Raw genomic sequence first — 23910 nt, 5'->3', positions numbered from 1 at the left:
GCCGGGCAAGCGATGGGCGTGCGTCTTCGCGTTAACCATTGAGGAGAGTGGTGATGGGTGAAATCGCAACAGTCAATAGCGTCGAGCACGCCGTCCGTCTCGTCGAGTTGCTGGCTGGTTCGTCGAATGTCCTGAGCGTCAGCCAGATGGCACAGTCCCTCGACCTGCCGCGGGCGACGGTTTACCGGTTGCTCAAAACGTTGGTGCAACGAGAGTGGCTCGTTCAGGAAGACAAGACCTATCGGCTCAGCTTCCGCCTGACAGGGCTCTTCGGTAGCGCCGGCGCGAGCGCGGAGGCGGCACTGGCCGAGCGAATAACGCCGCTGTTGCGTCATCTGGTGAATGAAACGGGGGAAACGGCTCACTTTGCCGTGCTCGACGGTGATCGCGTTGTCTATCTTGCGAAAGTCGATTCTCCGCATCCGATTCGCATGTTCTCCCAGATCGGCTGGCGCGGACCCTTACATGCAACCGGTGTGGGCAAGGTGCTGCTTGCTTCGGCCGAAGCGAAACTCCTTTCACAAATTTGCGATCAAGGACTAGAACGATTTACGCAAAATACGATCGTTGAAAAAGAGCAACTCCAGGCAGAGCTGGCGCAAGTCCGCAAGTGGGGATACGCGCTGGATGCTGAAGAGCTGATTGCCGGTCTGACCTGCGTTGCGGTGCCGGTGGTGAGCGGAGAAGAGGTTCGCGGAGCGATATCCGTTGCAGCGCCAACGGCGCGACTTGGCAATCCAGAAGCATTGGCGGAGATCCTGAAAGCTGCCGCGAAAACGTTGCCGACATCCTTGTAGTGGTCAAGGGCATTTCCGTGTCCGACTGGCAAACAGTGTCTTGTCTGCGGATTTCGGTGATGGTGATCAGGCGTTTCGGCGAACGTGATCAGTTTGGAAGGTGGTGTTGCGCGGTCAATGGATTATAGCGAAGGTGATCACGATCAGGATGCGGAGGACTGCTTGGCGTTGGTCTTCCGCATCGATTCGCCCTTCAACGGTAGCTTGTGGGCCTGATGGACGAGCCGGTCGAGGATCGCGTCGGCGAGCGTCGGGTCCTGCAGCCAGGCGTGCCAGTGTTCCAATGGCAGTTGGCTGGTAATGATCGTGGAGCGCGTGCCAACGCGATCGTCGAGCACTTCGAGCAGATCGTTTCGGGCACCCTGATCGAGGTCCTGCAGGCCCCAGTCGTCGAGCAGCAGGACGTCCATTTTGGCGAGCTGCGCGAGCCGCCGCGTGAAGCTGCCGTCGCCGTGGGCGATCTTCAATTCCTCGAACAGCCGGGCAACGCGGACGTACATCACGGAGAAGCCCTGTCGGCAGGCCTGCTGACCAAACGCGCAGGCGATCCACGTCTTGCCCACGCCGGTCGGCCCCGTCAGGATGAGGTTTTGTGCATTGCGGATCCAGTCGCAACCAGCGAGTGCGGCAACGACGCTTTTGTCGATACCGCGACTCTGCCGGTACTCGATGTCCTCGATGCAGGCCTGAGGATTCTTGAGTTTCGCGGACTTCAGCAGCCGCTCGAGCCGCCGGGTATCGCGCCAGGCAAGTTCGCGATCGACGACCATGCCGAAGCGTTCTTCGAACGACAGGCTGGTGCTGGCGGTCAACGCCGCCTGTTCCTCGAACGCGCGGGCCATGCCGTCGAGCTTCAGGGACTTGAGCTGAGTGAGGGTTTGCTGCATCAACATCGCGACCTCCTTGGGTCAGTGGTAATAGTCGGGCCCGCGCACGTTCTCGTGATCGGGCGAATGCCATTCGGTGAGCAGAATCGGGAGCATCGGCTGTCGGTCCAGGCCGGATTCGAGGATTGACAGCACGGAGCGACGGGTCGGAGAACCGATCACGAGCGCCCGCTGGCAGGCGGCTTCCAGCCGTTCCTTGCCGTACTTGCGCGAGAGCGACAGCAGTCCGAGGCACGCGCGGTACCCCATCTCGGGGTGCGGCCGATTGGTCAGCAGGTGTTTGACGATCGCTTCGGCACCGGGACCGACGGAAGCGCCCCAGTTCAGCAATCTCCCGGGCGTCCATTCCATGTGGGCGCGGTGCGCCGCCGGCATGTGCTCGGGCAACGTCGTATGCTTGTTCCGGAGTCGACTGCGGGCGTGGGCGGCAACGCGCTTGCCGCGGTGTAGGATCTCGACGCCGTGGCGCGTGACGCGCGCGTAGACCTCTTGACGCACAAGGCTGTGCGGAACGCTGTAATAGTGGTGATCCACTTCGACGTGGTAGTCGATGTTGACGCGGCACTTCACGAAGGTCGCGATCTCGTATCGGCGGGTCGGCAACGGGCGCAGCGCCGGGCGGTCGAGCCGCTCGAACCATTCGCGGCGATTGCCGTCGAGCTTCTTGAACGGACGCTGGTTCAGGTCGACGATCAGCTTGCCGATCGCCTTGTTCAGCTCGGCCAGGCTGTAGAAGCGGTGGTTGCGCAGCCGTGCGAGGATCCAGCGCTCGACGATCTGCACGCCGACCTCGACCTTTGCTTTGTCCTGCGGCTTGCGCGGCCGCGCCGGCAACATGGCGGTCGCGTAGTGGTTCACGAAGTCCTGCGTCGTGTTGCCCAGCACCGGTTCGTACCGGTCTGCCTTGGCGATCAAGGCCTTGGGGTTGTCGGGCACCAGCAGTTCGGGAACGCCGCCGTAGAATTCCAACGCGTCGATCAGGCTGCCGATCCAATCGGGCATGGCCTCGGAGCGCGTCGCACATGCGTAGGTGTAGTTCGAGGCGCCGAGGACGGCCACGAACACGTGGGCCTTGAACGCGACGCCGCCGTCGCGGCCAAGAACCGGCACGGTCTGTCCGGCGAAGTCGGCGAACAGCTTCTCGCCGGCGCGGTGTTGCTGGCGCATCGAGCGCTTCAGCGCCGCGGCCCAGTCCTTGTATCGCTGGCAGAACTGCGTATAGCGGTAGGTGCGTTGGCTGGAGTGGGCTTCGACGTACTCCTCCCAGAGCAACTGCAGCGTCACGCCCTTGCGGCGCAGGTCGCGGTGCATCGCCGCGTAATCCGGTTCGACCCGCCGGGTCGGAGCCGCTGCTTCCGCCGGCAGGTCCAACCTGATCTCGAGCTCGTCGTCGGCCAGCGGTTCAACAGCAGCCCAGTCAAGCCCGGCCGCGCTGGCGCGGGCGGCGTACGCCGAGATGGCGCCGACGCTGATGCCGATCGCCCGGCTGATCTGGCGGTGCGACAGGCCGCACGCCCACTTCAGCCGCAGTACTTCCTTCAGTTTGCGCATGCTCATCCGATGTGCCGGCATCAACCTGTCCCCTAAAAAGAGACAAGGCTAACGCCCGTCGTTGATCACATGCGCAACACCACCGCCGAGCCGGAACGGCCATCCCGTTTCGGTTGCGTGATCAGCTGTTTCGGTTCGCTGATCACTCATTCCGGGAACGTGATCACCCGTTTCGGCAAGATGATCGCTCGTTTCGGAAGCCGGTGATCAGCGATCACCTTCGACCGAAACGGCCGATCACCATCATTCTGAACCACTGATCACGTTCATCCGAAATCACTGATCACGTTCGCCGAAATACGCATCTTGTCTTGCGTGAGGCGAGTTTCCAGGCTGCCACCCACCTGAATGCAGCGATAGTTTCGAGCGTGACTCGACGATCGCCCAGACAGCGATTGTCTATCGTCGTAGCTGGGAGTCGTGGTTTCAACCACGACGTTCATGAGTCGGCCCTGAACGATTCGTTTCGTCGCGCGGATGAGGTCAGGCTGCCGACGGCGTAACGACTTTGAAGCCGAGCAAAGCGATGGGAATCAGAGCGTAAAAAAGCCGCAACTTGCGCAGGATCATCCGCAGGTTGTGACGGCGCCGCACAGCACCGCATGAATCGCGTCGCCCAGCGCCCCTTTGAGCCAGTTCCGATCAAGCTTGCCGTCGGCCTTCATGTGGCCAATGGCCGGCTCAATGGCGCTACGACGCCAGATCATCACGCGCAGGCCGCGTGTGATGCCGCGCCGCAAACCCGGGTGATAGACCTTCACGCCTTCGATGGCGACGCCCTTGTAGCCGAGACCGACGACGGCGATCTCTAGTTGAACGTCGCTCAGGATCGCTGCCTGTTCCAAGGCTTCGGCCAGCGTGTGTCCGTCGTACGGATTGCCCGGCATCGAGCGCGCCTCTACCACCAGGCCTTCTTTGTGCGTCATCGTGATCGACACCTTCACACCGAATTCGTACGGCTTGCGTGCCTTGCCCTTCGCCAGGCATTCGACTTCCGGCGCATGCAGCGCGTACAGTTTGTTCTTGTCCTTTCGCTTCTGCGACAGAATCCGCTTCGTGCGGCCAATCAAGTCTTCCAACGCCGCACGGCTTTGCTGAGCGACGCCGTCGAGTTGCCGCTCGACGTCACGCATCACGCGCCCGACACGCGAACGCAAGGTCCGCAGCGCTTTCTTCATCCGCTTGTACTGCTTCGCATGCGCATAGCGGCCGATCTGGCCCGCCAGACGCGGCGCCTCGCGGTTGTAGTTCTGCCGTAGTTTCAGCCCGTGCCGGGCGGCCGCCTTCACCAGATGTTCCTGGCAACGTTCGAGCAGGCGCGAATCGGTGGGATGCGCAATCGCCTTTTCCATCACCGTCGTATCGACAATCACTCGCTTCAGGCTTGTGCTCTTGACGACGTTCGCCCGTTTGGCCGCTTCGATCGTCTCGGCCGGCAGTTCTTCAACGCCGGCTTCGCCCAGCCGCTTGCGCCAGCGCGTCAGGCTCGACGGATCGATCGGCAGCTTCGTTTGCAAGTACGTCTCGCCGGTGAAGACCTGATCGCGGTAGGGATACCAGTTGCCCAATACCCCCCGCACAGATCCGAACGTGCCCAATTCAGGCATTCGGCTCCCACCTCGGGTGTGTGACGGCAAATCGGCGATCGGGCCATGCATGAAGAATCCGCGGTTGAGGTAGCCACTCGTCTGCCAGTCGCTGGATGCGGTGCCACGTCATCCCATCCTTCTGGCTGCGCCGCCGAAGCGTACGCCTCCAGAGTTTCATGATGCCGTGCCTGAATGCGTGCAGCGACCGCATATTGGTCGGGACGGCGTGGTACGCAAAGTAGCCCCGAACAATCTGCGCCAGCCAGCGCCCTTGTGAGGCGATCGGCTCGTGCATGCGCAGGTGCATTTGCTCCTTGACCTGCTTGAGCTTCGCGCGCAGGCGGTCCTTACGGCTCTTTCGCTTGAGCTGGAAGCTGCCGTTGCGTGACGTCCCACTTATGTGGGTGAAACCCAGATAAGCAAACGTCTCCGGCTTCGCCAGGGCCTTGCGCCTTCGCCGCTCGGCAGCGTACCGACCAAACTCCACCAGACGGGTCTTCTCCGGATGCAGCGTGAGGTCGAATTCTTCCATGCGTTGCCGCAACTCCTTCAGCAGCAGCACCGCGTCGGCTTCGTACTGGAAACCCACTACCGTATCGTCCGCGTACCGCGACACAATCACCGTGCCACGTGCCCGCTGACGCCGCCATCGCTCTACCCACAAATCAAAGACATAGTGCAGGTAAATATTGGCGAGTAATGGGGAAATCACTGAACCCTGGGGCGTACCAGCCTGTACCGAGATCAGTCGGCCATTGTCCAGCACCCCGGCATCAAGCCATTTGTCGATCAGGCGAATGACTCGCGGGTCCGCCACCCGATGCTTCACGAAACGGATCAACCATTGCCTGTTGACGGTGTCGAAGAAGCTCCGGATGTCGGCATCCAGAATCCAGTTTACCGGTCGCCACTGGATCGCTGCCGCCAATGCGTCAAGCGCATTATGCTGGCTGCGACCCGGACGGAATCCGTACGAGAAGCCGAGGAAATCTTCCCCGTAGATGGCATTTAGTTCATCCATCATCACGCTCGGCACCAGCTTGTCCTCCAGTGCCGCAATGCCCAGGGGTCTGAGACTGCCATCGCCTTTGGGTATGTACCGACGCAACACTGGCAGGGCGCGGTAGCTCCCTGTATGAACCCGCCTGTGCAGGTCCCGGAGATTGCCCTCCAGTCCCGCTTCATAGCTTTGCCACGTCATGCCGTCAACGCCCGGCGCCGCCTTGCGTTTGAGCGCATCGAACGCTGCGCCCAGCCGCTCAACTGTGACGTGGTGCAGCAGCGTCGTGAAACGCATCTTCTTATGCTGCTTCGCCAACTGCCGTACGCGATCCAGTCCCTGTGACACGCTTCCCCGGTTCTGCGCCCGGCACGTGTGGTTCTGGTTCGCGTTCCCCTCGGTCCCCGCCCTTGGCTCCACCCACTCCGCAGCCGGGTCCCCGGCCTTGTTCGCAGGCTTCTTCGCTACTATGGCGGGGTCTGACTTCTCACGCCCGTACATCATCGGCTTCGGCTCCTCGCCTTCCCGATGCGGGCCTGGCCAGTACCACTACAACGCCAGGTCAGACGTGAGATCTCCCGGTTCCCGTGCAAGGCGCTTTCGTGCATGCCAGGTTCTACGACCACGCCGGATCGGCAGGCACTCGCGATGTCGCGCCCACTCGTATTGCCTTCCACGTACTGGAGCGCGTCGGCATCCGGGATATAAACCATTTCGTGGCTCCATGGCTGCCTGCCTCGACTACCCGGACGAAAGCACGCATTGCATCGAAACGGTCCATGAGTGTTTGCCTCGCGATTGAATTGTTTGCATTCTACAAACAGTCATGGACAGGGTTGGCAGTTTATCGCGCGTGCGCCGGTCGGTAGAGTGAGCTGATCGAAACCAATGACTATCAACGGAGGTTAGAGTGGACAAGCGCGATGTGGTATTTCCGCCGGGACGTCGGGCGCTGTACGAGCGTAACCGGTATTCTCCGGCGGTACGGGCGAGTGGTTTGCTGTTCGTATCAGGTCAGGTCGGCAGTCGCGAGGACGGAACGCCTGAGCCGGATCTGCAGGAACAGGTGCGGCTTGCTTTTCGAAACCTGAATGCGATCCTGCACGAGGCCGGATGCACGTTCGACGATGTGATGGACGTCACGGTGTTCATGGTCGATCCGCAATCGACCCTCGAGCGCGTCTGGCAGGTCGTGCCCGAGTTTTGGGGCGACGCGCCGCATCCGACGCTCACCGCTGTCGGAGTGACCTGGCTTTACGGCTTCGACTTTGAGATCAAGGTCGTTGCGAAGCTTCCGCTCAATGATTGACGTGTCAGTCGAGCGGGCCAGCGTCTTTCCCGGACGACGGGCGGGGGCCACTGTGGAATGACGACTGTGCCCTCGAAATGAGACGTAACACTGGGCAGATATCGAAGGACAGCTCAGGGTCGGCAAGCGACGACCACGGAAATCCACGAAGAACCAAAAAAAGCCGGCTTGCGCCGGCTTAACGATGGTTCTAGCGATTTCCGAGGGCCAGTGCCAGAACCTGAGAGACACACTCAGTTTATCGAGTCGTGGCTCGACGCGATCCCCATATCACGTCCGATTTTCAGGTGCATTCTGGCAAACCGATCATTGCGCTGGGATTTGCGCGTATCGCCGCCGCAGTTGCAGTCGCTCAATCCGCGCTTCGCTATCGCGCCCCAAGAATCCTATACAACGCTTGGCGCGAAATGCCCAACGCACCAGCAGCATGTGTCTTGTTCCCACTGGCCGCCTCGAGCGCAGCCTTCGCCTCATCAACGGTCGGCAACGCATTCTTCAGCTCGGCCTGCCGGGTGAAGGTCGACAGGTAGGCATTCGCCTTCGACACCCGGCTGTGCCCGGCAGCCTCGACCACCCGCCGCTTTGCCTCGTCATGCGCGGCAGGATCGGGCCGCGACGACGAACCCTTGATCGGCGCCGGCACCTCGGCCACCCGCTCATAGAGCGTCTGCAGATACTCGTGACGCAGTCCGTGACTCGTCACGCCGATGCCGCTTTTCGTCACGCCATGCTTGCCGAGCACGTAGTAGTACCAGTCGCGCCATTGCTTCAGCGTTCGGCCGGTGGGAATCGTGGATCCCGTGACACCGTTGCTCAGGCGGGCCGCCTCCTCCAGGATCGCGATCTTCCGTTCGATCGGCACCTCCCGGGGCCGCCCGCCCTTCGTTCCGCGCGTCACCGCGAGCATGTGCGGATCGCGCACCGCTTCTGCCGGGCGCAGCATGAAGCTCTCTTCGACACGCAGTCCAAACGCCGCCTGCAGCTTGAGCTGCACCGCGGTGTACGGACACGTCTGCGCGATCTCCTCAATCTTCGCGACCGCGTCTACGCCGTTCGCAACCCATGACTTGTCTTCCGTCGCCACGTAGCTGCGCTCAAGTCCCGCTTCACGGCGATCAACATAGTCGCCGAGCGTACCGACGAGGTTCGCCTTGCCCAGCCACTGGGCGAGCGCTCGCAGATACGTGAGCTTGTTCTCGATCGTGCCGCCCGACTGCTGATCCTTGACCCAACGGTCAACGAGGTATTCGACGTGCTTGATCTTCAGCGACCACGGCGTCTGCAGCGCGAACCCTCCCTCACGCAGTTCGACGAACGCCTTGCAGATCGCCGTCGCCCGGTATTCCTGCGTCTTGATCGACAGCGCGCGCTTGCTGATCCGCGTCGTGCTGTGGATCTCAGCGACATGCTGATCGAACAGCACCAGCAACGCGTCGCGAAACTCGGGCGACAGTCGATAGCGTCCCACAACAGCCCGAACGTTGAGGATCGCAGCCATCCTTCTACTCCTTGCGGTCGATGCCGCTTACACCTGGCGGAATTCACCCGCCATTTCCTATCGTCAATCGATCGTCCTGAGCGCCCCGCTTTTCGCCGCGGCGGCAGCCGGCCAATCGCGCTCCGCGAAATCGTCGACCACGATCCCAGTGATCGATACCATTTGCGAACCCATCGTACGGTACGCGGCGGCTCGGTCAAGAAGCGCTCTGCCGGGCTCCGCCGTTGAGCGGCCGATTCCGCTGACGCGATAGGTTTTTGATCAGTCGGCGGCCCTCGCTCCGCGCAATGTTTCCCACATCAATCGGCGCGGGTCCGTCTGGAGCCCTCGCGGCGACCCCATAGACGTTCACCTTTACCGTCCGTTGCGCGCCCCTACCTGACGCGACAACGGCTACTTCTCTCGCCCTCGCTCGCGCGAATGGCTCCGCCGGTATCCGCCGGCGCGGTCTTGCTGCTTCCTGTCCTTTAGCGATTCCATCCGATCAGCCCGCTGCATGGGAAGAGCATGCGATCCGACTGTCCATCCCGCTGGCATGACCGACGCAGTCCGCGCTTCGCGCAAATCCGCCGCCGTTCATGTCGCGCCCGCTTGTCGGACGCGCTGCGCGGATTTGATCCGCCCAGTCCAGCTTCGTGGCTACCCTGCCAGCCTGACGCTTGCGCGTCTCGGCGTCGACGAACCTCGCGGTCGCCGGCGCCGGGCTACGTGCCGGGCAATTCCTGTTGCGCATTTGGGTTACGGCTGCGCCTACCGTTCGTTCTTCCAATCAGGGAATCGCGACGCCGGTCTCTCCGGTTCGCAAGACTTCCCCCGCCCCCAAGCACGTTCATGTCCGCCGCGGTGTATCGGGCTTCCTGAACGCACCCAGCTCGTTCGCTGAAAGGGCGTGAGTAGACGCAATCGAGGTTGCGTGGACTGTCCGGTGTCCGGTGTCCACATGTCCTCATTGCGTCCCATTGCGGCAAACCGCCGCCGATCGTATGGATATCGCACTGTCCAGGGGTCCTCAAGGTGGACCACTGTGTACTTGATTTGCTTCAGAAAAAGGCCGCGTCAATGTGCGGCCCGGACATTTCACTGCGTTGGAGGCCCAAAGCGGGCCGGAAGGGGGAGTGTGAGCGCTTGGCGCGCGGGTTCGATGCGTCGATGACGCGGTAGGTGATGCCCAGAATAGGCGGTTTTGTCACGCTCGGTCGCGCGAAAGCTGGCGGGAAGTGCGCCGCTTTCCAAAACTTGACTTTGCGTACCGCTCGATAGACTGAATCACGCAATCTCGGACTTTATCCGGGAGATTCTAGGGCTCGCCATTGCAATCTCCCACTTTATGTCCGACTTCGGTGACGGCCCGTTCTCAATGTCCGACTTTATCTAGGACTTTGGTGCTGTGGCTGCGCCGAAGTTCGACTCCGGGTTCGACGTTGCACCTCCCTTTCCTGAACCAGTGACCAAAGGAGTCGCCCTTGAAAACTGCAGTCTTTGCTATCGACGTCGGCTACGGCAATACGAAATACGCGCACCGTGCCGCGAACAACGCCGTGGCCTCCGGAATGTTTCCGTCGCTCGCGCCGCTTGCGGCGAGTCGCTCGATCGCCGGATACGGCGACAGCGTACTGACCGCCCGCAAAGTGGCCACCATCGTGATCGACCAAGTCGAGTACGAGGTCGGCCCGGACGTTTCCCTGACTGCCGCATACGGCAACACCGGCCGCGCGCTGGCAGACGACTACATTCTCACGAACAACTACGCCGCGTTGCTCTTCGGCGCAATCAACTTTTCCGGCGTGACCCATATCGAACGCCTGGTGCTCGGCCTGCCGGTTCACAACCTGAAGAAATACGCGGGCGCGTTGATGGAACGGTTCACCGGCACGCTGGATTTCGGAGCAGGCCGCGTAAAGATCGACAAGGTGATGGTGATCCCGCAGCCGCTCGGCTCGCTCGTCCTCGCCTCCAGCAACCGGAAAGGCGAGTTTGGCCGCGACGTTGAACATCTCGTCGTCGACGTCGGCTACTTCACGACCGACTGGGTGTACGCGAGCGGCTTCGCGATGGACGACAAGCGCAGCGGCGGTATGCCGGGCGGCGCATCGCAGATCTATCAGCGCATCGCCCAGCTGATCGCGCGCGACCAAGGCGACGCGGTCGAGGACATCGAGCGAATCGACAAAGCACTGCGCGAGCAAACACCGTTCTTCTTCTATGGGAACGACATCGACCTCGTGCCCTATCTCGAGAAAGCGCAGCCGTTGATTTCGGGCGTGGTGAAGGAAATGCAAAACAACGTCGGCCGTCTGGCGAACGTTCGATCGATCATCCTGTCCGGTGGAGGCGCGGCACTCTATGCGTCCGTCATTCGGCAAGCGTTCCCGCGAGTCCTCATCGAGGTGATCGACGCGCCGTGCCTCGCGAACGTTCGGGGGTTCCTGCTGGTCGGGGAATCGAGCGTCGCTCGCGAACGCCGGTAAGGAGTGGGCATGAGCGACAAGATCGAGATGACCATCACGATCAACGAGCTCGTGTCGCCGCTGCTGTTCGAGCGGTTGAGCGCGTGTCCGTCGGCCCGTCGCCGGGCCGCCGTCCTCAAAGCGTTGGCCGAATCAGCGCTTCGTCAGGAATTGACCGGGCAGGTGCGCGTCGTAACCCCTGCAGTGGCCGCGCCGCTCGTCACGCCCGCGTCACCGCATGCTACGCCAGCGCGCGCGACCGGCGCCCGTAACAGCGACGAGTTTCAGGTACTCAGCGTTGGCGATGGGAGCCTTGACGGCGCGGGCTTCGACGACTCGCTTCACGATCAGCTCGGGGCATGGGCTTGACAGGCCCATCGGTTGGTTTTTTCGCGGCTTGCTTTTTGTACAGACCTGAGAGAATTGCTGTACGAGGTAGGTGTTCAAAACGTGTGCCACGTCTTGCACCGATAGATAAGGAGAAGAAGATGCTGGAACTGATCGAGTGGATTCGCAACGGTCAATTGATTCACAAGCTCGCATCCCCCTACTTTTGGCTGGCGGTCGCGGCGGCCGCGATTGCTGCCGAATACTGCGTCGATGCATGGCACGCCCATATGGCCAATGCCAAGGACGAGCAATGAACGCCGTCGCCGGCACCACGTCCACGGTCATCCGTGGATTCCGGGCCCTTCCCTTTGTCCTGCGTCGCCTCGTTCTGGTCTTGGTGTACTCGCTGATCTTCACGGCCGGCGCCTTCATGCACAACCACGGCGCGGGCGACATCGCCAGTCTGATTCTTCTTGTTGGCGCGATCGGCACATTTTGGGCCGGCGGGGCGTGGCGAGTCTTCAGGCTCATCCTCCTTCTCGTTCTGGTTATCGTGGGCGACTAAGATCGGCATAGGGGGAAGCCAACAGGCTTCGCCCCTGCCACACCACCCGGCATGCGGGTCCGCACCGGGCGGTTCGAGGAGTTGAGGTCAGGAGAGACGGGGTAGGCCCAGACGGTCAAACCATGCGATGGGCAGCACGCCGTTGAGCAACTGCCCGCTGTTGCGCCACCAGCGACGGCTGTTGGCCGCCACTTGGCGCGCCGCATCATGCGCTGCGCCGAGTGCGCGCAGTTCACGGTACATGGTCGTGCCGCGCTTCCAGTGCTTCAGTTGGATCGCGCGCAGACGATGGCGCAACCATTCGTCCAGTTCCCGCATCACGCCCGGCGTCTGCGCCAGACGGAAGTAGCCCTTCCAGCCCAGCAGGTAGGGCCTCAGCCTTTCCACCACCTGTTGCAGGCTGCTCCCACCTCGACGCGTCAGTTCCCGCACGCGTTGCCGGAACGTGGCCAACGGTTTGACTGCCACCTTGCGCTTGACCACACGGCCTGCGGCTACCCAGAAGCTGTAGCCCAGGAACTTGCGGCCAAACACGCTTGCCACTGCGCTTTTGGCTTCATTGATCTTCAGGCGTAGCCGCCCGTACTGCCGCCGCAACAGCGCCATTACCCGTTCGCCCGCACGGCGAGAGCGAACGTACACGTTCGCATCGTCGGCATAGCGTACGAAGCAATGACCCCGACGCTCCAGCTCCTTGTCCACTTCATCGAGCAGCACGTTCGCCAGCAGCGGTGAGAGTGGTCCGCCTTGCGGCGTACCCTCCTCCCGCCCCTGCACCACGCCATCGCTCATCACGCCCGCGTTCAGGTACACCCGGATCAGCCGGATGACACCAGCGTCCCCGATGCGCTTCTGCAAGCGGTCAATGAGAATGTCGTGACTGACCCGGTCAAAGAATCTTTCCAGATCGACGTCCACGACGATCCGCCGGCCCGATTGTACGTACGACTGCGCGGCTAACACCGCATCGTGCGCACGTCGCCCCGGTCGGAAGCCGTAGCTGTGCTCGCTAAACGTGGGATCTAGAATCGGTTGCAGCACTTGCAGCAACGCTTGCTGGATCAGGCGATCCGTCACCGTCGGGATGCCAAGCTCACGCTCACCTCCATCCGGCTTCGGGATCGCCACCCGCCGTACCGGCATGGGCCGGTACGTCCCCCGCAGCAGTTGCTCACGTATTGCCGGCCAGGCTGTCACCAGATGCCGCGCGGTCTGGTCAATGTCCAGCCCGTCAACGCCCGACGCACCCTTGTTGGCCCGCACCCGTTTGAACGCCTGCCGCAGGTTCTCTCTCGTCAGCGCCGCTTCCAGCAACGCCGACCCTGTGCTCCTCGTCTCATGCCGCGAGCCGCAGGCTTCGTCGCTCACGGCTTCACGCACAGCTTCACCGCGCGCTGCCACCGCTCGCCCCGCTCGCGCGGGCATCTGACGCCTTGCCTGTTGCGTCGGCATGTCGTTGAACACTCCTCCTCGTTTGGTCCTTCGCCACTAGCCTCGGCCTTCCCGGCCTATCCTGCGGCTACTACGACCTCTGCTGACTCCTCGCTCCGACTCGACGCCGTTGCCCTTTCAGGCATGAGGCGAGGCCTCCCCAGGTAAGAACGCACTCCTTCATCGCACAACCGCCGCATCTACGCTGCTTCGCCTTGATCACGAGAGCTTCGCGGTTTCTGGCCCGCTCGCCCTGCTCAGCAGCGCCTTCTATGCAGTTCTTGTTCATCGGCTCGCGATTTACGCTCCACGCTTCCTCCCCACGCTCGGTCGCCCTCACGCAGTTGCGCTTCGCTTCATTCGCCGTGACCAGCTTATGGCGGGACTTGCACCCGCAGGAGTGCGCCCATGCTGGGCGCACCAAAAAAAAGCGACTTCCCGAGGGAAGTCGCTTGTCTTCAGGTTTAGTGCGCTCGGCTCTTCTCTTTTTCTTCGAGCCACGCCATGCAAAAATCGACCGCCGGCTGGAACGCTTCATCCCGCAGGATATAGCGATCGTCGCCTTCGAGCAGCCGGTCGATCACGTCGAAACGCGGGCCTTCGGAAAAGTCCGCTGCCCCCTCTGACGCCACCTTGGGCGGCACCTCGATCACTTCAAACTCATCCAGCACCAGTCGAAACGAGCCCATCATTCACCTCGTGATGTGGCCCGGCGCAATACGGCCCGGAGGGGACGTATCCCCACCGGGTAAGAAAAAAATTGTGCCGGCGAATGCCGGCGTCGAAGTCACATTGCTGCACGCATTCCGCTACTGCCGGTTCGCGTCAGGTTCCGCCTCCGCGATTCTTCGTGCGCCAGTTGCCTGGCCCGCACGAGGTCACGCTTTTGCACCCGCCGCTGGTGCTGCAGCCTCCACACATCGCAGAAATCTACGCCCTCGACCACTGACTTAACGATCGAAACGCGCTTGCCTTGCGCACGAATGCGATCGGCAAGAAGCTGCGCATGATGTTCGCCCGGCCGGAAGCCGCGCCGTTGATCCACCTTGTCGCGATCGGCGTAGATGATCACGTGGTCGTAGTCGTTCCAGTTGATATCGGCATGCTCCAGGCCGCCGCAATTCAGCAGGCAGCGGACCTCGATGCGATTCTGGTACCGTGCGACGACCGCAAAGCCAGTCTCGGCGCCTTCCACCAGTGCGAGCGTGCGCGACCGCGTCGTGTTGAGCCGCACCGACGACCCGAAACTGCCGGCCGGCGCGCTCATCTCCAGCTTCGCTCGCGGCTTCCCGTTCTTCGTGAGAAATGGAACCTTCTCGCCGTCGGCCGTGAGGTAGGTGCGATGGACACGCCGCGGCTTCCCGGCTTGCGACCGCGCGCGCTGAAGCATCACGGGAAACTTCCCCTGCTTCTTGCCAAAGGCGTCGACGTACTCCAAGCCGGGGTGACAGCGCACGTCGCGTCCGATCCACTCGAGCCGCAGCCCGGGAATCCGCGTCGACAGGTAGGTCCAAGCGGGCGAATCGACCGTCATCGGAGCCGCGCCGTCCCACGCAGCCTGCATTTCGCGACACTTCTGCTCGTCGCTTTTTTCAGACCGGGCCGGGACCGCCTTGACCTTGCGGACCACCGCGACGGGAATACCACCGTTGTAGTTGCCGGTCCTGAGCTCGTAGTAGATCTCACGATACGGTTTGCCCGTCACCTCGTGAATCAGCTGCACGCCCGTCCCACCCTTCAAACAGCGCGCACAATGCCAACCACCTCTAGGGTCTTTCTCAGCGGGATAGAGCCGGAAAGTCTCTTCCCCATCGCAGAGCGGACACGTCCACCAACGCCCTTTCCCGCTCAGGAATCGGCTGTCGATGTAGTGCGGAAAAACATTGGGCCAGTCGATGACCGCGAGATCCAGCTTCTTCAGCTCTCCCATGATTCGTCCTCCGTTCGCACAACGGCGAAAACGCGTGCATTCGCCACCGATCGGATAGCCAGCACAGATGGATCAACAAACCTTCCTGCCGCCGCGGGCTCCAACGGCACGTCGAATCGACGTGAGATGGAGAGCCTCGAGCGGGACGAAAGGCAAAAACACTTCACGTTCACGGATCTCTCCAGTTGGACTGCGGGTTTTTCGATGCCTGAGACAGGCGCGGAAACGCTTGCTCAACGAAGCCGCGCGCGAGCGCGTCGGCTTGGTTCAGCAACGTCGGGTAGACAGGGAAATGCAGGAAGGAAGAAAGACGGCGTGTGACGTGCCCAAAGGCACGTCACACGCTATAGGTGAGAGAAAACGGGATAGTGAAGCAGGATGGTGAGCTTTTCCGGGATCAGATTGCAGCCCACGCTTTACGCGGGTACCAAAAATCGAACGGAATGTCGTCATCCATGTCGGCGAATCCACCGCCGCCACCATACGACTGCGTCTGCGCCGGCGGGGGCGCCGAGTGTTGCGTACGCGTAGCGGTGTTTGCAGGCGGTTGACCGGATGCCGGCCCCGATGCCGGTGCGGCCGCCGGTCGACGAGCACCCTGCTCGAAGTCGCCGTCACCGCCGTAACCACCGCTGTCGCCGCGACCGCCGCCATTGCGACTGCCGAGCATCTGCATCTGGTCCGCAACGATCTCGGTCGAGTAACGATCCTGCCCGTCCTGACCTTGCCATTTGCGGGTGCGGATGCGGCCTTCGACATAGATCGAGCTGCCCTTCTTCAGGTACTCGCTCACGATCTCGGCCAATCGGCCGAAGAACGAGACGCGATGCCACTCGGTCATTTCCTTGTAGTCGCCGCTCGCCTTGTCCTTATAGCGATCGGTCGTCGCAAGACGCACATTCGCTACCGCGTCACCGCTGGGCAAATACCTCACTTCAGGATCCGCGCCGAGGTTGCCGACGAGAATGACTTTATTGACAGATGCCATCAAAAACTCCTTCGCTTGGTAATGGACCACAGCCACTTGTCCCACATGACTTGCTGGCCGTTTTTCAAAATGGGGGAGCCGTCTTCCTTGCGAAATGCCGGCACCTTGATCTTGCGCAGGCGCTTGACCGATACGAGGTCGCCAACGCGGCAGCCGCATTCGCTGATCGCGTCCTTCAGGCCCTCGCCCTGCAGTGTCTGTTCACCCTCTCTCGTCTCGAGGCGAAGGGCAAAAGACCGATAGCTTCGAGATTTGCCCGGTCGACGGTCGGGGAACGTTTCTTCGCCCCAGCCGGTGATCCGACCATTGACCGCGGCGGAACGGCCCGATTCAGCACTGCCACCTCGACGTGGAGATTGGATCCCACCAACTTCAGCCACGGACGTCTGGCGACCGACTTCGCGCTCAACGTCGGCTGGCGTTTCCGCCGCTTCCGACGAGCCTCCCGACCGAGCGTCCGAATCTGTCGTTGGTGATGCGATGCCCGTCGCGCCAGTGGCCGGTACGCTTGCGCGGCGGATCGCTGTCGCGATCGCGTCCTTCAACGGCGCCGGGTGCTGATGCAACATCGCCCAGTGCGGCGCGAGCGCCGGCAGGATCTTCGTGCCGAACAGCGTGTCGCCAGGCGCGTCATCGAAAGCCGGTACGAACTCGACGACACAGTCACCTTCGTCAACGAACAGATGGACGATTCCCGCGATTGTCACGAGCGTCTCATTGTCCGCGCCAGTGCCGACAGCTTTCCCGCTGCCGCATGATGACGCGGGCACTTCGACCGTCGACGCCGATGCCCGAGGACTGCCCGGGAAGGCTTGAGCGAGCACGCGCGTGAAGAACATGGCTATGCCACCCATTGCGCCTCCAGCGACAGTTGACCGCTGCACCAGCGGTTGAGTCGGTTGAAGTCATAGTTGAGCAACGGAACGTCGCGGATCGCGTCCTGCATCGCGCGCGGTCGGACACGGCCGAGTGCGCAGACGACCGAGTACGGAATCGCCCCAGTCCAAAGCTCCATGATCCATCCGAGCGTTGCGTAGTAATCGACCTTGTCCACCGGCCGGTTGCACAGCCGTTGATGAAGCATTTCTGCGCAGTCGATCAACGCCTCGGGGACGTTGTCGCTATGCCGGCTGTCGAGGGCGAAGAAAACCACGGCCTCGGCGAGCTTCTCCCGCACGTGCGGCTCCCAGCGATCGGGATCCGGCAAAGGATCGGGTTTGGGTGGAGTGATGAGAATCGGCGAATCGCCGCCGAACATGTCGAGCTGCCAACCAGCTACTTGCGGTTTCATGAGCGTGCTCCGGATATCAACCGGGCACCTCATTCCCCTTACCGGGAACGTGGTTCCCGGTGGGAGATGGGGGCGCCCGCGCGAATTGCTTCGCGCGGGCGGACAGGGGCGACCTACTTCGTGCCCGTTTTCAAGTGTTGGGCATTCGTCCGGTTCGACGAAGCCTTGATGGGGATGACAACAGCGGATTTCGCATACTGACGTTGCGGGACTGCCGGTGCCTGAGCTTCGGCATTCGCCGTCGTGACAGGACCGCTCTTCGCGTGCCGCAGACTTTCGTCAGCATCGTGGCGATCCGCGGAGTCGCGATCCGACTGACGCGGCGCACCCTTCGCGCTGCCCTTGAAGTGGTGAACTGCAGCAATAGCCATAAACACGAAAACGATGATCGAGTGCGCGGCGATATAGGCCGCCAAGCACAGAGCGAGGAACTTGACCGGCGATTTGAATGCGCCGCTGAACAGGGACTTCAACATGTTTCTCTCCAGAGAAAATCGAACAAGGGGGTGTCCCAACAAGGCCCGGTGGTTTCGATGCTCGGAACGAGCAAGGAAATCGGCGCGAAGCGCTTTCGTCCGCGACCACGTTGGTCAGCGCACGAAATCGCTCAGGGCTGATAGCAGGGAAGGCGCGGGCAAGCCGCGAAATGGCAGAGCCGGTTGGCTCAGGAAGGTCGATGCGTCGGAAACGCGTGATATAGGTAGGGTAAGCCGCGCCAACGCGCGGTGCACTCGGAATGCTCGCCAATCGCGTACAGCTTTGGCTGCGCGGTCCGAACGCAACCGGTTGTGGGGCAAAACCGAGAATGCTCCAGAAAATCGTATAGCTTTCTCCGGAACTTGACTTCGAGAAATCGGAGACAAACTGGACGCGTCACTTCATCAACCGAGGCGCATCCCAATGGTCTGGATTCTCATCCTTGTAGCTGGTGCCTGGGCACTGGCCAAGCACTACGCGAAATCCCGTCCGCGTCGGCAATCACCGCTCCCGGTTACCCGCAGCCAGGCATCGGGCGATGCCGGCGAGGCGCGCGTGCTTGGCGAGCTGCGCCGCGTCCTGTCTCAGCTTTGCGGCAATGACTTCTACGTCCACCCCACTGCGCTGCTGCTGCTGCACGCGCCGGGCACCGAGTTCCCGACCGCCGAAGTCGACCATCTCGTCGTCACGCCGTTTGGCATCTTCGTGATCGAGACTAAAAACTGGGCCGGCGCCATCGTGCCTGGCAGCGGCGCCGATACGGTCGTGTGCGACCTGCCTAGCGGCAAGCTCGAGGAGCGTCGCTCGCCGATCAGCCAGAACCGGGCCAAGGTTGCCTTCCTCCGCGGCACGCTGCCTTCGGTTTGGAACGTCCAGGGCCTCGGCGTCTTCGCGCACGACAACTGCTCGCTCTCCCCCGACCTGCCGCTTGCCCTCGTCACCCTGCGCGACCTGGGCTACTGGTTGCGTACCCAACGGGATCGGCACGCGAAGTCCGGAAATCCGAACATCAACGTGCCGGCTGCGTGGGGCGTCGTGAATCGGCTGAGCGTTGCTGACCCGACCGGGAACAGCGTTATCCGCACATCGCCATAAAGTTGCCAGAAATTCATCCGTAAACAACTGACCACCGTCTTACATTTTCTAACAAACTGAAACAATCCGTTTCATTTCGTCGGCGCGCGTCATTTGGCGAAAGACACATTGTTTCGTGCAGCTTTCGCCCCTTAACGCTGAAAAGCGCCGCGTAAGCTGGTGCAGACCGCCAGGTCTCATTTCCGCCGGATGGGCCCTCACCCGATCCGACTAGTCGCCTAACCCGTGCCAGGGAAGGCATCCTCCAACGGAGAACACCTTGTCCAAGAAACCGCCGAAGAAGCCTGACGATATCGAAAACTTCAACCCCACTGTTCCCGACAACGCCACGCCGGAAGATGACGATCTCGAACTGACTGCTACTTTCGCGCACGTGCCGGACCAATTCGAGCTCAGCTCCGCCGCGCGCGAGATGTTCAATGGTCTGCCGGACGGTCTGATTAGAACAATCATTCAGGAAAGCGAGGAAGTCGCCCACTCGACTCGCAAGATCCTGCAGGAACATATGCGGATCGGCGGCAATTTTGCGCACATCCACGCATCCGTCATCGGCCATTTCGTCAGCACCCAAGGCGACAACCAGAAGGTCAAGAACCGGGCCGCCGAGCTGGTTTACTCCTTCCTCACCAAGGTTTTCCAGAAATCGAAGTCGTCGGTCAGCCTGTACATCCGGTGCTACAACAAGTTCTCGAACAACATCGGCGCCGTGGAAATGCTGACGTACAGCGATATGTCGCTGCTCGTCCACAACCACATCGGTGACGACATCATCGAGAAGGTGATCGACGCCAAGCGCGAAGATCCCACGCTCACCAAGAGCGAAGTCAAAAAGCTCATCGCGACGCTGGAAGACCAGATCGCCGGAAAGGACAGCAGCATCGAGGAGGCAACTTCCCAGCTGCATGCCACCATCGGCCGGCTGGACGACGCTCAGAAAGAGATCGACCGCCTGTCGTCCGAACTCACCAACGTGCGGCAGGAGCAAGCCCGGGAGAAAGAGAAAGCGCAGGAAACTCAGGTTTCGCTCGCCTCGACCGGCAAGCAGGTCAGCACACTGCAGCACACGATCGCGACCAAGGAACGTGAAGTCGAGCAGCTCACTGCAGAAATCGTCAAGCTCAAAGCGAACCCGGTGAAGACCGAGGTCCCGGTGCCGACGCTGCCGGAATCCTACGCGACCCTGCAAGAGGCAATGAAGGACAAGCTGGCCGAATTCGAGGCCGCCAGCGCGCAGCTGGAACAAGCGCAAGCCCAACTGTCCGAGCTTGAGGCGCGTGCGCAGGAACACCGTGCGTCGATCGAAGCGAGCGAGGTGCTCGAAAAGCGGATTCGCGGGCTGATCGATACCTTCAGTTCCTTCGTTCAGGACTATCACAGCGCGCAGTTGCTCGCGACAGCCGACGGAAACCCTGCCCGCTTCAAACCGCTGTTCCAGGCCTTCAGTGACCTGATCGGCAAGTTCCACGGTGAGGTGACGGCGGCCGCACGCGCCTGATTTTGCACGGGCCACGCTTTATTGTTGTGCAGTAGAAGAGAGACTCAGAAAAATGGACAAGAAAAACTCGCGCGAGACCTACCGTTCGATCGAGCGACTGTACGTACCCAACTGGTTGGCCGAACGCATCCAGGTAACGAACTTCGACCTCGTCGATCAGATGAAGTGGCTGCTCGAAATGAATGGGGATTTCAACGATATCCTCGCCGTCGAGCGCAAAGAGATCGACCACGTCAAACATAACGAGGAGTCGCTGCGCAACCTCCTGCGCACGCCGTTCCTGATGGTCGCGCCGACCCTCGAGTCGGTTGAGGACTGGCGTTGCTTCGTTGACGACACCCCCACGACCGTCGCGGTCGACCAGCTGATTCGCAAGCTTCCGCCACTGGACGCGCTCGCGAAGTTCTCGGTCGAACAGCACAACCGGGTCTTCCTTGATCTGGTCACGAGCGTCATTCACCTCAGCGTACTGGCCGCTCCGCTTCTCGGGGTGACGACCGAAGTGGTCGCCTACCTCGCGTCCGTGCCGACCTACAAGCTGCGTATCGCGCTCGGTCGAATGAACGGACTGCCGCTGTTTCGCTGGCGCTTCAACACGCCGACCTTCTGGTATCAGTTCACCGCCAGCGACCTGACCGACGAGATGGTGGCGCACCAGATCATGGCGACCTCGCCGATCAGGATGAACAGCGCGCCCGGCAAGGCCGGCTGGAGCGAACTGCGCTTGCCCCGCGAGAAGAACGAGACGTACGCACATGCACTGATGGCATATGGATGCCGCGCGTCGACGGCCGCCAGCCTGTTTCGCCTGAATCAGAACGCGATGCGCCAACGGTATGTCGAGATGCACGGCACCAGTTCACCCTGCGGCAACACGCCGAACTCGCTCAACTGGTTTGTCGAGACGCCGACCAATCGCTTGCACGGCACGATCTTCACGTGGCTGTACCGCGCAGCGCTCGCATCCGGCGCCAACGCACCGCAAGCGCTGATCGCAACCAACGACGTCTACCAGCAAATCTTCGGCGGCCAACACGTGATCTCTGTCGACCGCGGTTGCAACCTGACGCGGGCGATGGCCGCCGACAACCGGCTCACGATCGCGCCGTGCCGGACCTGCCGCACGGAATATATCGTCAGCAACAACGATACCAAGATCGAGATGCACCATAGCTTCGACTGCCCGGCCTGCACCGGGCAGCTTGGCGCGAAGCGACGTAGCGCGAAGCCGAGGTTGCGCAATGCCGACTAACCACGAACGCGCGGCACTGCACGCCCTTCCGGACCTGCCGGCGAGCCTGATCGTGATTAGCGGCGATCGCCGACCGCAGTTCGCGTGGTATGACTCCGAAACCGAACAGTACTACTCCGAGGCGGACGGCCGAGTCATCGTCGACGTCCAAGCCGCGCTGCCGTGGGCGGCGCTCTACGTTCACTAGGGCGCACATGGACGACCTCGCCTACCTGGTCGCCGAAAGCAACGCCGCCTGGCTCGACGGCCGCGGCGACGGCCGATTCGAGCGATACGAACGGTTCTATCAGGTGCAGCGCCAAACGAGGGCCGAGTCGTTCGAGCTTGAGCAGGTCAACGAGGCCTATCCCGATTGGGTTGGGAGTCAGCCGCCGCCGGTACTTGGAATGCTGGCCAGGCCTTGGTTCGGTAAGGTGCTGGTCGCACTCACCTGCATGTACGTTGGTGCGGCAGCGGTCCCCGCCGTGTCTTCGGCCATTCCGTACAAATCGACCGTATTGCTGGGCGTGGCCTTCATCGGGCTGCGCGTATTCCACTGGAAGCGACGCAAATCCAGATGACCTTCAGACCTTGCCCCCCGCCCGATGGCGGGATCTTTTTGCCAATTTACCATTAAGTCTGACGAAATCGAACCGTAATCTAGAATTGGCGGTTTTTGGCTCGCCCAAGCCATTTCAAAAATTTGGGCCGCCGACAGCGCGAACTTGACTTCGGCGCCGGCTCGGTAGGATGGAATCAAGGGTGTGCGAGGGGCATGCCCAACAACAATAAGGAACACAAGGCAATGAAGAAAATCACGACCATCGGCCTCTCGGCTGTTTCGATCGTAACGTTGCTGACGCTCGCCGCATGCGGCGGCGGTGGTGATAGCGGCGCGAGTGCGCCCGGCGCAGGCTCGTCACCCGGTAGCCCCACGCCGCCCCCGTCGGCGTCGAGCGGTAATGTCTCCCCGGCGCAATACGCTGCGGGCAGCGCGCAGAGGGCGATCTTCGATACGATCAACCTACAGCGGCAGACGTGTGGCTTCCCCGCGCTGACGGAAAACACGCTTCTCGATACCGCCTCGCAAGCGCACGCTGACTACATCGGCAAGAACGGTGGCACGATTACCGACAGTGAAGTTGCAACCAATCCGGGCTTTACTGGCGCCGGATATGCAGATCGCGCCTCGCGCGCCGGCTATCCGGCAAGCACGGTCTTCATGGGAGGCGAAAGCGCGGGGTACTGGACGAACGCCACGTTGAGCGAAACGGCCTACGGGACGAACATCGCCACCGCATGGTCCAGTGGCGTTTATCACGTGGGGGCTTTCGTGTGGCCGGTTACGCAGATCGGCGCTGGTTGGAACGAAACGACGGTCAACGGCTTCCCCGAAGCACACGGCGTCATCACGGTCGCGAATCTGAAGTCGATGACCGGTAGCGTTCCGCTGATGTTCCCTTGCGATGGCGCAATGGGGGTTCCGTATAAGGTCGTCGGCGAAACACCCACCCCGCCGAATACGAGCGGTACATTGGGACCGACGCTGGCCGTGTCAGCAAATCCGGGAGACGCAGTTGTCCTGACGTCCGGAACCCTGATCGACACGTCAGGGAATGTCATCACCCTGCAAGTCCTCAATTCGACGAATGACACGAACAAGCTGATTCAATCTTTCGAAGCTCGCGCTTATTCGGCGACGCCGCTGGCGCCGAACACCAAGTATTCGGCGTCGCTCTCAGGGACCATTAACGGTACTCCGTTCAGCAGAACCGGCTCGTTCTCGACGGGAAGTTAAACCGGGTAACTCACCGTCGTTGAACTCACAAAAACCCCACGTTTCCGACGTGGGGTTTCTTTTTTCTAGATGATCGCTGCGTCCAGCGTCCCGAAAAACGAGACGCTATGTGATCCACCTCTATAGTCTCCGCGGCGCGGCACTAGCCTTTCTCATTGATTTACCGGCCACCACCGCATGGCCCACCTGTTGCGTTTTGAG

At 61.6% G+C, this 23910-nt stretch carries 24 protein-coding genes and 1 pseudogene; 13 read left to right on the top strand and 12 right to left on the bottom strand.

Annotated elements, in window-relative coordinates; translation table 11 throughout:
• The first annotated feature begins 53 nt into the window (after positions 1 to 53).
• Positions 54 to 797, top strand: coding sequence for an IclR family transcriptional regulator (locus U4Z31_RS10665; protein ID WP_321810276.1), 744 nt, complete (start codon positions 54 to 56; stop codon positions 795 to 797).
• Between the two features lie 143 nt (positions 798 to 940).
• Here the strand turns inward: U4Z31_RS10665 and istB are convergent, their stop codons facing one another.
• Both istB and istA read right to left on the bottom strand, forming a co-directional pair.
• The gene (gene istB / locus U4Z31_RS10660) at positions 941 to 1690 is read right to left on the bottom strand and encodes an IS21-like element ISBmu3 family helper ATPase IstB (RefSeq protein WP_321810275.1); all 750 of its coding nucleotides are present in this window, start codon (positions 1688 to 1690) and stop codon (positions 941 to 943) included.
• 15 nt (positions 1691 to 1705) lie between these two features.
• Positions 1706 to 3256: an IS21 family transposase gene (gene istA / locus U4Z31_RS10655; RefSeq protein WP_321810274.1), complete on the bottom strand. Its 1551-nt coding sequence runs from the start codon at positions 3254 to 3256 to the stop codon at positions 1706 to 1708.
• 48 nt (positions 3257 to 3304) lie between these two features.
• On the opposite strand from istA, the gene U4Z31_RS10650 reads away from it, so the two are divergent.
• Positions 3305 to 3442 (top strand): hypothetical protein, encoded by a 138-nt coding sequence (locus U4Z31_RS10650; RefSeq protein ID WP_165487627.1) that lies wholly within the window; start codon positions 3305 to 3307, stop codon positions 3440 to 3442.
• 276 nt (positions 3443 to 3718) lie between these two features.
• On the opposite strand, the pseudogene U4Z31_RS10645 reads toward U4Z31_RS10650, so the two are convergent.
• Positions 3719 to 4776 (bottom strand): annotated as a pseudogene (locus U4Z31_RS10645) (IS5 family transposase); the annotation flags it as partial.
• Between the two features lie 58 nt (positions 4777 to 4834).
• Positions 4835 to 6325: a group II intron reverse transcriptase/maturase gene (gene ltrA, locus U4Z31_RS10640; RefSeq protein WP_415750279.1), complete on the bottom strand. Its 1491-nt coding sequence runs from the start codon at positions 6323 to 6325 to the stop codon at positions 4835 to 4837.
• 409 nt (positions 6326 to 6734) lie between these two features.
• Between ltrA (U4Z31_RS10640) and U4Z31_RS10635 the strand changes: the two genes are divergently transcribed.
• On the top strand, positions 6735 to 7133 hold the full coding sequence (locus U4Z31_RS10635) for a RidA family protein (protein ID WP_321810272.1): 399 nt from the start codon (positions 6735 to 6737) through the stop codon (positions 7131 to 7133).
• Positions 7134 to 7500: 367 nt separating this feature from the next.
• Here U4Z31_RS10635 and U4Z31_RS10630 read toward each other — a convergent pair whose 3' ends face one another.
• Positions 7501 to 8631 (bottom strand): integrase domain-containing protein, encoded by a 1131-nt coding sequence (locus U4Z31_RS10630; protein WP_321810271.1) that lies wholly within the window; start codon positions 8629 to 8631, stop codon positions 7501 to 7503.
• A gap of 1463 nt (positions 8632 to 10094) precedes the next feature.
• Here U4Z31_RS10630 and U4Z31_RS10625 point away from each other — a divergent pair.
• From U4Z31_RS10625 to U4Z31_RS10610, 4 genes are all read left to right on the top strand, one after another.
• A complete protein-coding gene (locus U4Z31_RS10625) occupies positions 10095 to 11099 on the top strand; it encodes a PRTRC system protein D (RefSeq protein ID WP_321810270.1) in 1005 nt (334 codons plus the stop codon).
• Positions 11100 to 11108: 9 nt separating this feature from the next.
• Positions 11109 to 11447 carry a hypothetical protein gene (locus U4Z31_RS10620; protein WP_321810269.1) on the top strand — a complete coding sequence of 113 codons (339 nt, stop codon included), beginning with the start codon at positions 11109 to 11111 and terminating at the stop codon, positions 11445 to 11447.
• Between the two features lie 119 nt (positions 11448 to 11566).
• Entirely contained in the window at positions 11567 to 11722 is a 156-nt protein-coding gene (locus tag U4Z31_RS10615; RefSeq protein ID WP_321810268.1) for a hypothetical protein, read from the top strand.
• Complete coding sequence (locus U4Z31_RS10610) at positions 11719 to 11973, top strand: hypothetical protein (RefSeq protein WP_321810267.1); 255 nt, start codon at positions 11719 to 11721, stop codon at positions 11971 to 11973. The genes U4Z31_RS10615 and U4Z31_RS10610 overlap by 4 nt, the downstream gene beginning before the upstream one ends.
• Before the next feature lie 87 nt (positions 11974 to 12060).
• On the opposite strand, the gene ltrA (U4Z31_RS10605) is transcribed toward U4Z31_RS10610, so the two are convergent.
• From ltrA (U4Z31_RS10605) to U4Z31_RS10575, 7 genes are all read right to left on the bottom strand, one after another.
• Positions 12061 to 13425 carry a group II intron reverse transcriptase/maturase gene (ltrA, locus tag U4Z31_RS10605; RefSeq protein WP_321810360.1) on the bottom strand — a complete coding sequence of 455 codons (1365 nt, stop codon included), beginning with the start codon at positions 13423 to 13425 and terminating at the stop codon, positions 12061 to 12063.
• 443 nt (positions 13426 to 13868) lie between these two features.
• Positions 13869 to 14096, bottom strand: coding sequence for a hypothetical protein (locus U4Z31_RS10600; RefSeq protein ID WP_226158749.1), 228 nt, complete (start codon positions 14094 to 14096; stop codon positions 13869 to 13871).
• Between the two features lie 95 nt (positions 14097 to 14191).
• Positions 14192 to 15334, bottom strand: a complete 1143-nt coding sequence (locus tag U4Z31_RS10595) for a toprim domain-containing protein (protein ID WP_321810266.1) — start codon at positions 15332 to 15334, stop codon at positions 14192 to 14194.
• Between the two features lie 397 nt (positions 15335 to 15731).
• The gene (locus tag U4Z31_RS10590; RefSeq protein ID WP_321810265.1) at positions 15732 to 16322 is read right to left on the bottom strand and encodes a single-stranded DNA-binding protein; all 591 of its coding nucleotides are present in this window, start codon (positions 16320 to 16322) and stop codon (positions 15732 to 15734) included.
• Positions 16322 to 17176: a hypothetical protein gene (locus U4Z31_RS10585; protein WP_321810264.1), complete on the bottom strand. Its 855-nt coding sequence runs from the start codon at positions 17174 to 17176 to the stop codon at positions 16322 to 16324. Before U4Z31_RS10585 ends, U4Z31_RS10590 begins: the two co-directional genes overlap by 1 nt.
• A complete protein-coding gene (locus U4Z31_RS10580) occupies positions 17164 to 17613 on the bottom strand; it encodes a hypothetical protein (RefSeq protein WP_321810263.1) in 450 nt (149 codons plus the stop codon). The genes U4Z31_RS10585 and U4Z31_RS10580 overlap by 13 nt, the downstream gene beginning before the upstream one ends.
• 113 nt (positions 17614 to 17726) lie before the next feature.
• A complete protein-coding gene (locus tag U4Z31_RS10575) occupies positions 17727 to 18089 on the bottom strand; it encodes a hypothetical protein (RefSeq protein WP_321810262.1) in 363 nt (120 codons plus the stop codon).
• A gap of 424 nt (positions 18090 to 18513) precedes the next feature.
• Here U4Z31_RS10575 and U4Z31_RS10570 point away from each other — a divergent pair, with 424 nt between their 5' ends.
• The 6 genes from U4Z31_RS10570 (at position 18514) to U4Z31_RS10545 (ending at position 23709) form a co-directional block, all read left to right on the top strand.
• A complete protein-coding gene (locus tag U4Z31_RS10570; protein WP_321810261.1) occupies positions 18514 to 19185 on the top strand; it encodes a nuclease-related domain-containing protein in 672 nt (223 codons plus the stop codon).
• 259 nt (positions 19186 to 19444) lie between these two features.
• The gene (locus tag U4Z31_RS10565) at positions 19445 to 20680 is read left to right on the top strand and encodes a hypothetical protein (RefSeq protein ID WP_321810260.1); all 1236 of its coding nucleotides are present in this window, start codon (positions 19445 to 19447) and stop codon (positions 20678 to 20680) included.
• A 52-nt stretch (positions 20681 to 20732) separates the two neighbouring features.
• On the top strand, positions 20733 to 21932 hold the full coding sequence (locus U4Z31_RS10560) for a FlhC family transcriptional regulator (RefSeq protein WP_321810259.1): 1200 nt from the start codon (positions 20733 to 20735) through the stop codon (positions 21930 to 21932).
• A complete protein-coding gene (locus U4Z31_RS10555; RefSeq protein ID WP_321810258.1) occupies positions 21922 to 22119 on the top strand; it encodes a hypothetical protein in 198 nt (65 codons plus the stop codon). Before U4Z31_RS10560 ends, U4Z31_RS10555 begins: the two co-directional genes overlap by 11 nt.
• 7 nt (positions 22120 to 22126) lie before the next feature.
• Positions 22127 to 22492: a hypothetical protein gene (locus U4Z31_RS10550; protein WP_321810257.1), complete on the top strand. Its 366-nt coding sequence runs from the start codon at positions 22127 to 22129 to the stop codon at positions 22490 to 22492.
• Positions 22493 to 22716: 224 nt separating this feature from the next.
• Positions 22717 to 23709, top strand: coding sequence for a CAP domain-containing protein (locus tag U4Z31_RS10545; protein WP_321810256.1), 993 nt, complete (start codon positions 22717 to 22719; stop codon positions 23707 to 23709).
• Positions 23710 to 23910 lie beyond the last annotated feature (201 nt).

Origin of the sequence: Burkholderia sp. BCC1985 (genome assembly GCF_905339915.1) — a bacterium.
Lineage (GTDB): Bacteria > Pseudomonadota > Gammaproteobacteria > Burkholderiales > Burkholderiaceae > Burkholderia.
Note: the sequence above shows the minus strand (reverse complement) of the source record. Positions and strands in the feature narration are given on the sequence as shown.

What these genes read in the sequence shown, in the direction of transcription:
- U4Z31_RS10665 (WP_321810276.1), top strand. Translation starts at nt 54, where the DNA reads ATGGGTGAAATCGCAACAGTCAATAGCGTCGAGCACGCCGTCCGTCTC.
- istB (WP_321810275.1), bottom strand. Translation starts at nt 1,690, where the DNA reads ATGTTGATGCAGCAAACCCTCACTCAGCTCAAGTCCCTGAAGCTCGAC.
- istA (WP_321810274.1), bottom strand. Translation starts at nt 3,256, where the DNA reads ATGCCGGCACATCGGATGAGCATGCGCAAACTGAAGGAAGTACTGCGG.
- U4Z31_RS10650 (WP_165487627.1), top strand. Translation starts at nt 3,305, where the DNA reads ATGCGCAACACCACCGCCGAGCCGGAACGGCCATCCCGTTTCGGTTGC.
- ltrA (WP_415750279.1), bottom strand. Translation starts at nt 6,325, where the DNA reads ATGTACGGGCGTGAGAAGTCAGACCCCGCCATAGTAGCGAAGAAGCCT.
- U4Z31_RS10630 (WP_321810271.1), bottom strand. Translation starts at nt 8,631, where the DNA reads ATGGCTGCGATCCTCAACGTTCGGGCTGTTGTGGGACGCTATCGACTG.
- U4Z31_RS10620 (WP_321810269.1), top strand. Translation starts at nt 11,109, where the DNA reads ATGAGCGACAAGATCGAGATGACCATCACGATCAACGAGCTCGTGTCG.
- U4Z31_RS10615 (WP_321810268.1), top strand. Translation starts at nt 11,567, where the DNA reads ATGCTGGAACTGATCGAGTGGATTCGCAACGGTCAATTGATTCACAAG.
- U4Z31_RS10610 (WP_321810267.1), top strand. Translation starts at nt 11,719, where the DNA reads ATGAACGCCGTCGCCGGCACCACGTCCACGGTCATCCGTGGATTCCGG.
- ltrA (WP_321810360.1), bottom strand. Translation starts at nt 13,425, where the DNA reads ATGCCGACGCAACAGGCAAGGCGTCAGATGCCCGCGCGAGCGGGGCGA.
- U4Z31_RS10600 (WP_226158749.1), bottom strand. Translation starts at nt 14,096, where the DNA reads ATGATGGGCTCGTTTCGACTGGTGCTGGATGAGTTTGAAGTGATCGAG.
- U4Z31_RS10595 (WP_321810266.1), bottom strand. Translation starts at nt 15,334, where the DNA reads ATGGGAGAGCTGAAGAAGCTGGATCTCGCGGTCATCGACTGGCCCAAT.
- U4Z31_RS10590 (WP_321810265.1), bottom strand. Translation starts at nt 16,322, where the DNA reads ATGGCATCTGTCAATAAAGTCATTCTCGTCGGCAACCTCGGCGCGGAT.
- U4Z31_RS10585 (WP_321810264.1), bottom strand. Translation starts at nt 17,176, where the DNA reads ATGGGTGGCATAGCCATGTTCTTCACGCGCGTGCTCGCTCAAGCCTTC.
- U4Z31_RS10580 (WP_321810263.1), bottom strand. Translation starts at nt 17,613, where the DNA reads ATGAAACCGCAAGTAGCTGGTTGGCAGCTCGACATGTTCGGCGGCGAT.
- U4Z31_RS10575 (WP_321810262.1), bottom strand. Translation starts at nt 18,089, where the DNA reads ATGTTGAAGTCCCTGTTCAGCGGCGCATTCAAATCGCCGGTCAAGTTC.
- U4Z31_RS10570 (WP_321810261.1), top strand. Translation starts at nt 18,514, where the DNA reads ATGGTCTGGATTCTCATCCTTGTAGCTGGTGCCTGGGCACTGGCCAAG.
- U4Z31_RS10560 (WP_321810259.1), top strand. Translation starts at nt 20,733, where the DNA reads ATGGACAAGAAAAACTCGCGCGAGACCTACCGTTCGATCGAGCGACTG.
- U4Z31_RS10555 (WP_321810258.1), top strand. Translation starts at nt 21,922, where the DNA reads ATGCCGACTAACCACGAACGCGCGGCACTGCACGCCCTTCCGGACCTG.
- U4Z31_RS10550 (WP_321810257.1), top strand. Translation starts at nt 22,127, where the DNA reads ATGGACGACCTCGCCTACCTGGTCGCCGAAAGCAACGCCGCCTGGCTC.
- U4Z31_RS10545 (WP_321810256.1), top strand. Translation starts at nt 22,717, where the DNA reads ATGAAGAAAATCACGACCATCGGCCTCTCGGCTGTTTCGATCGTAACG.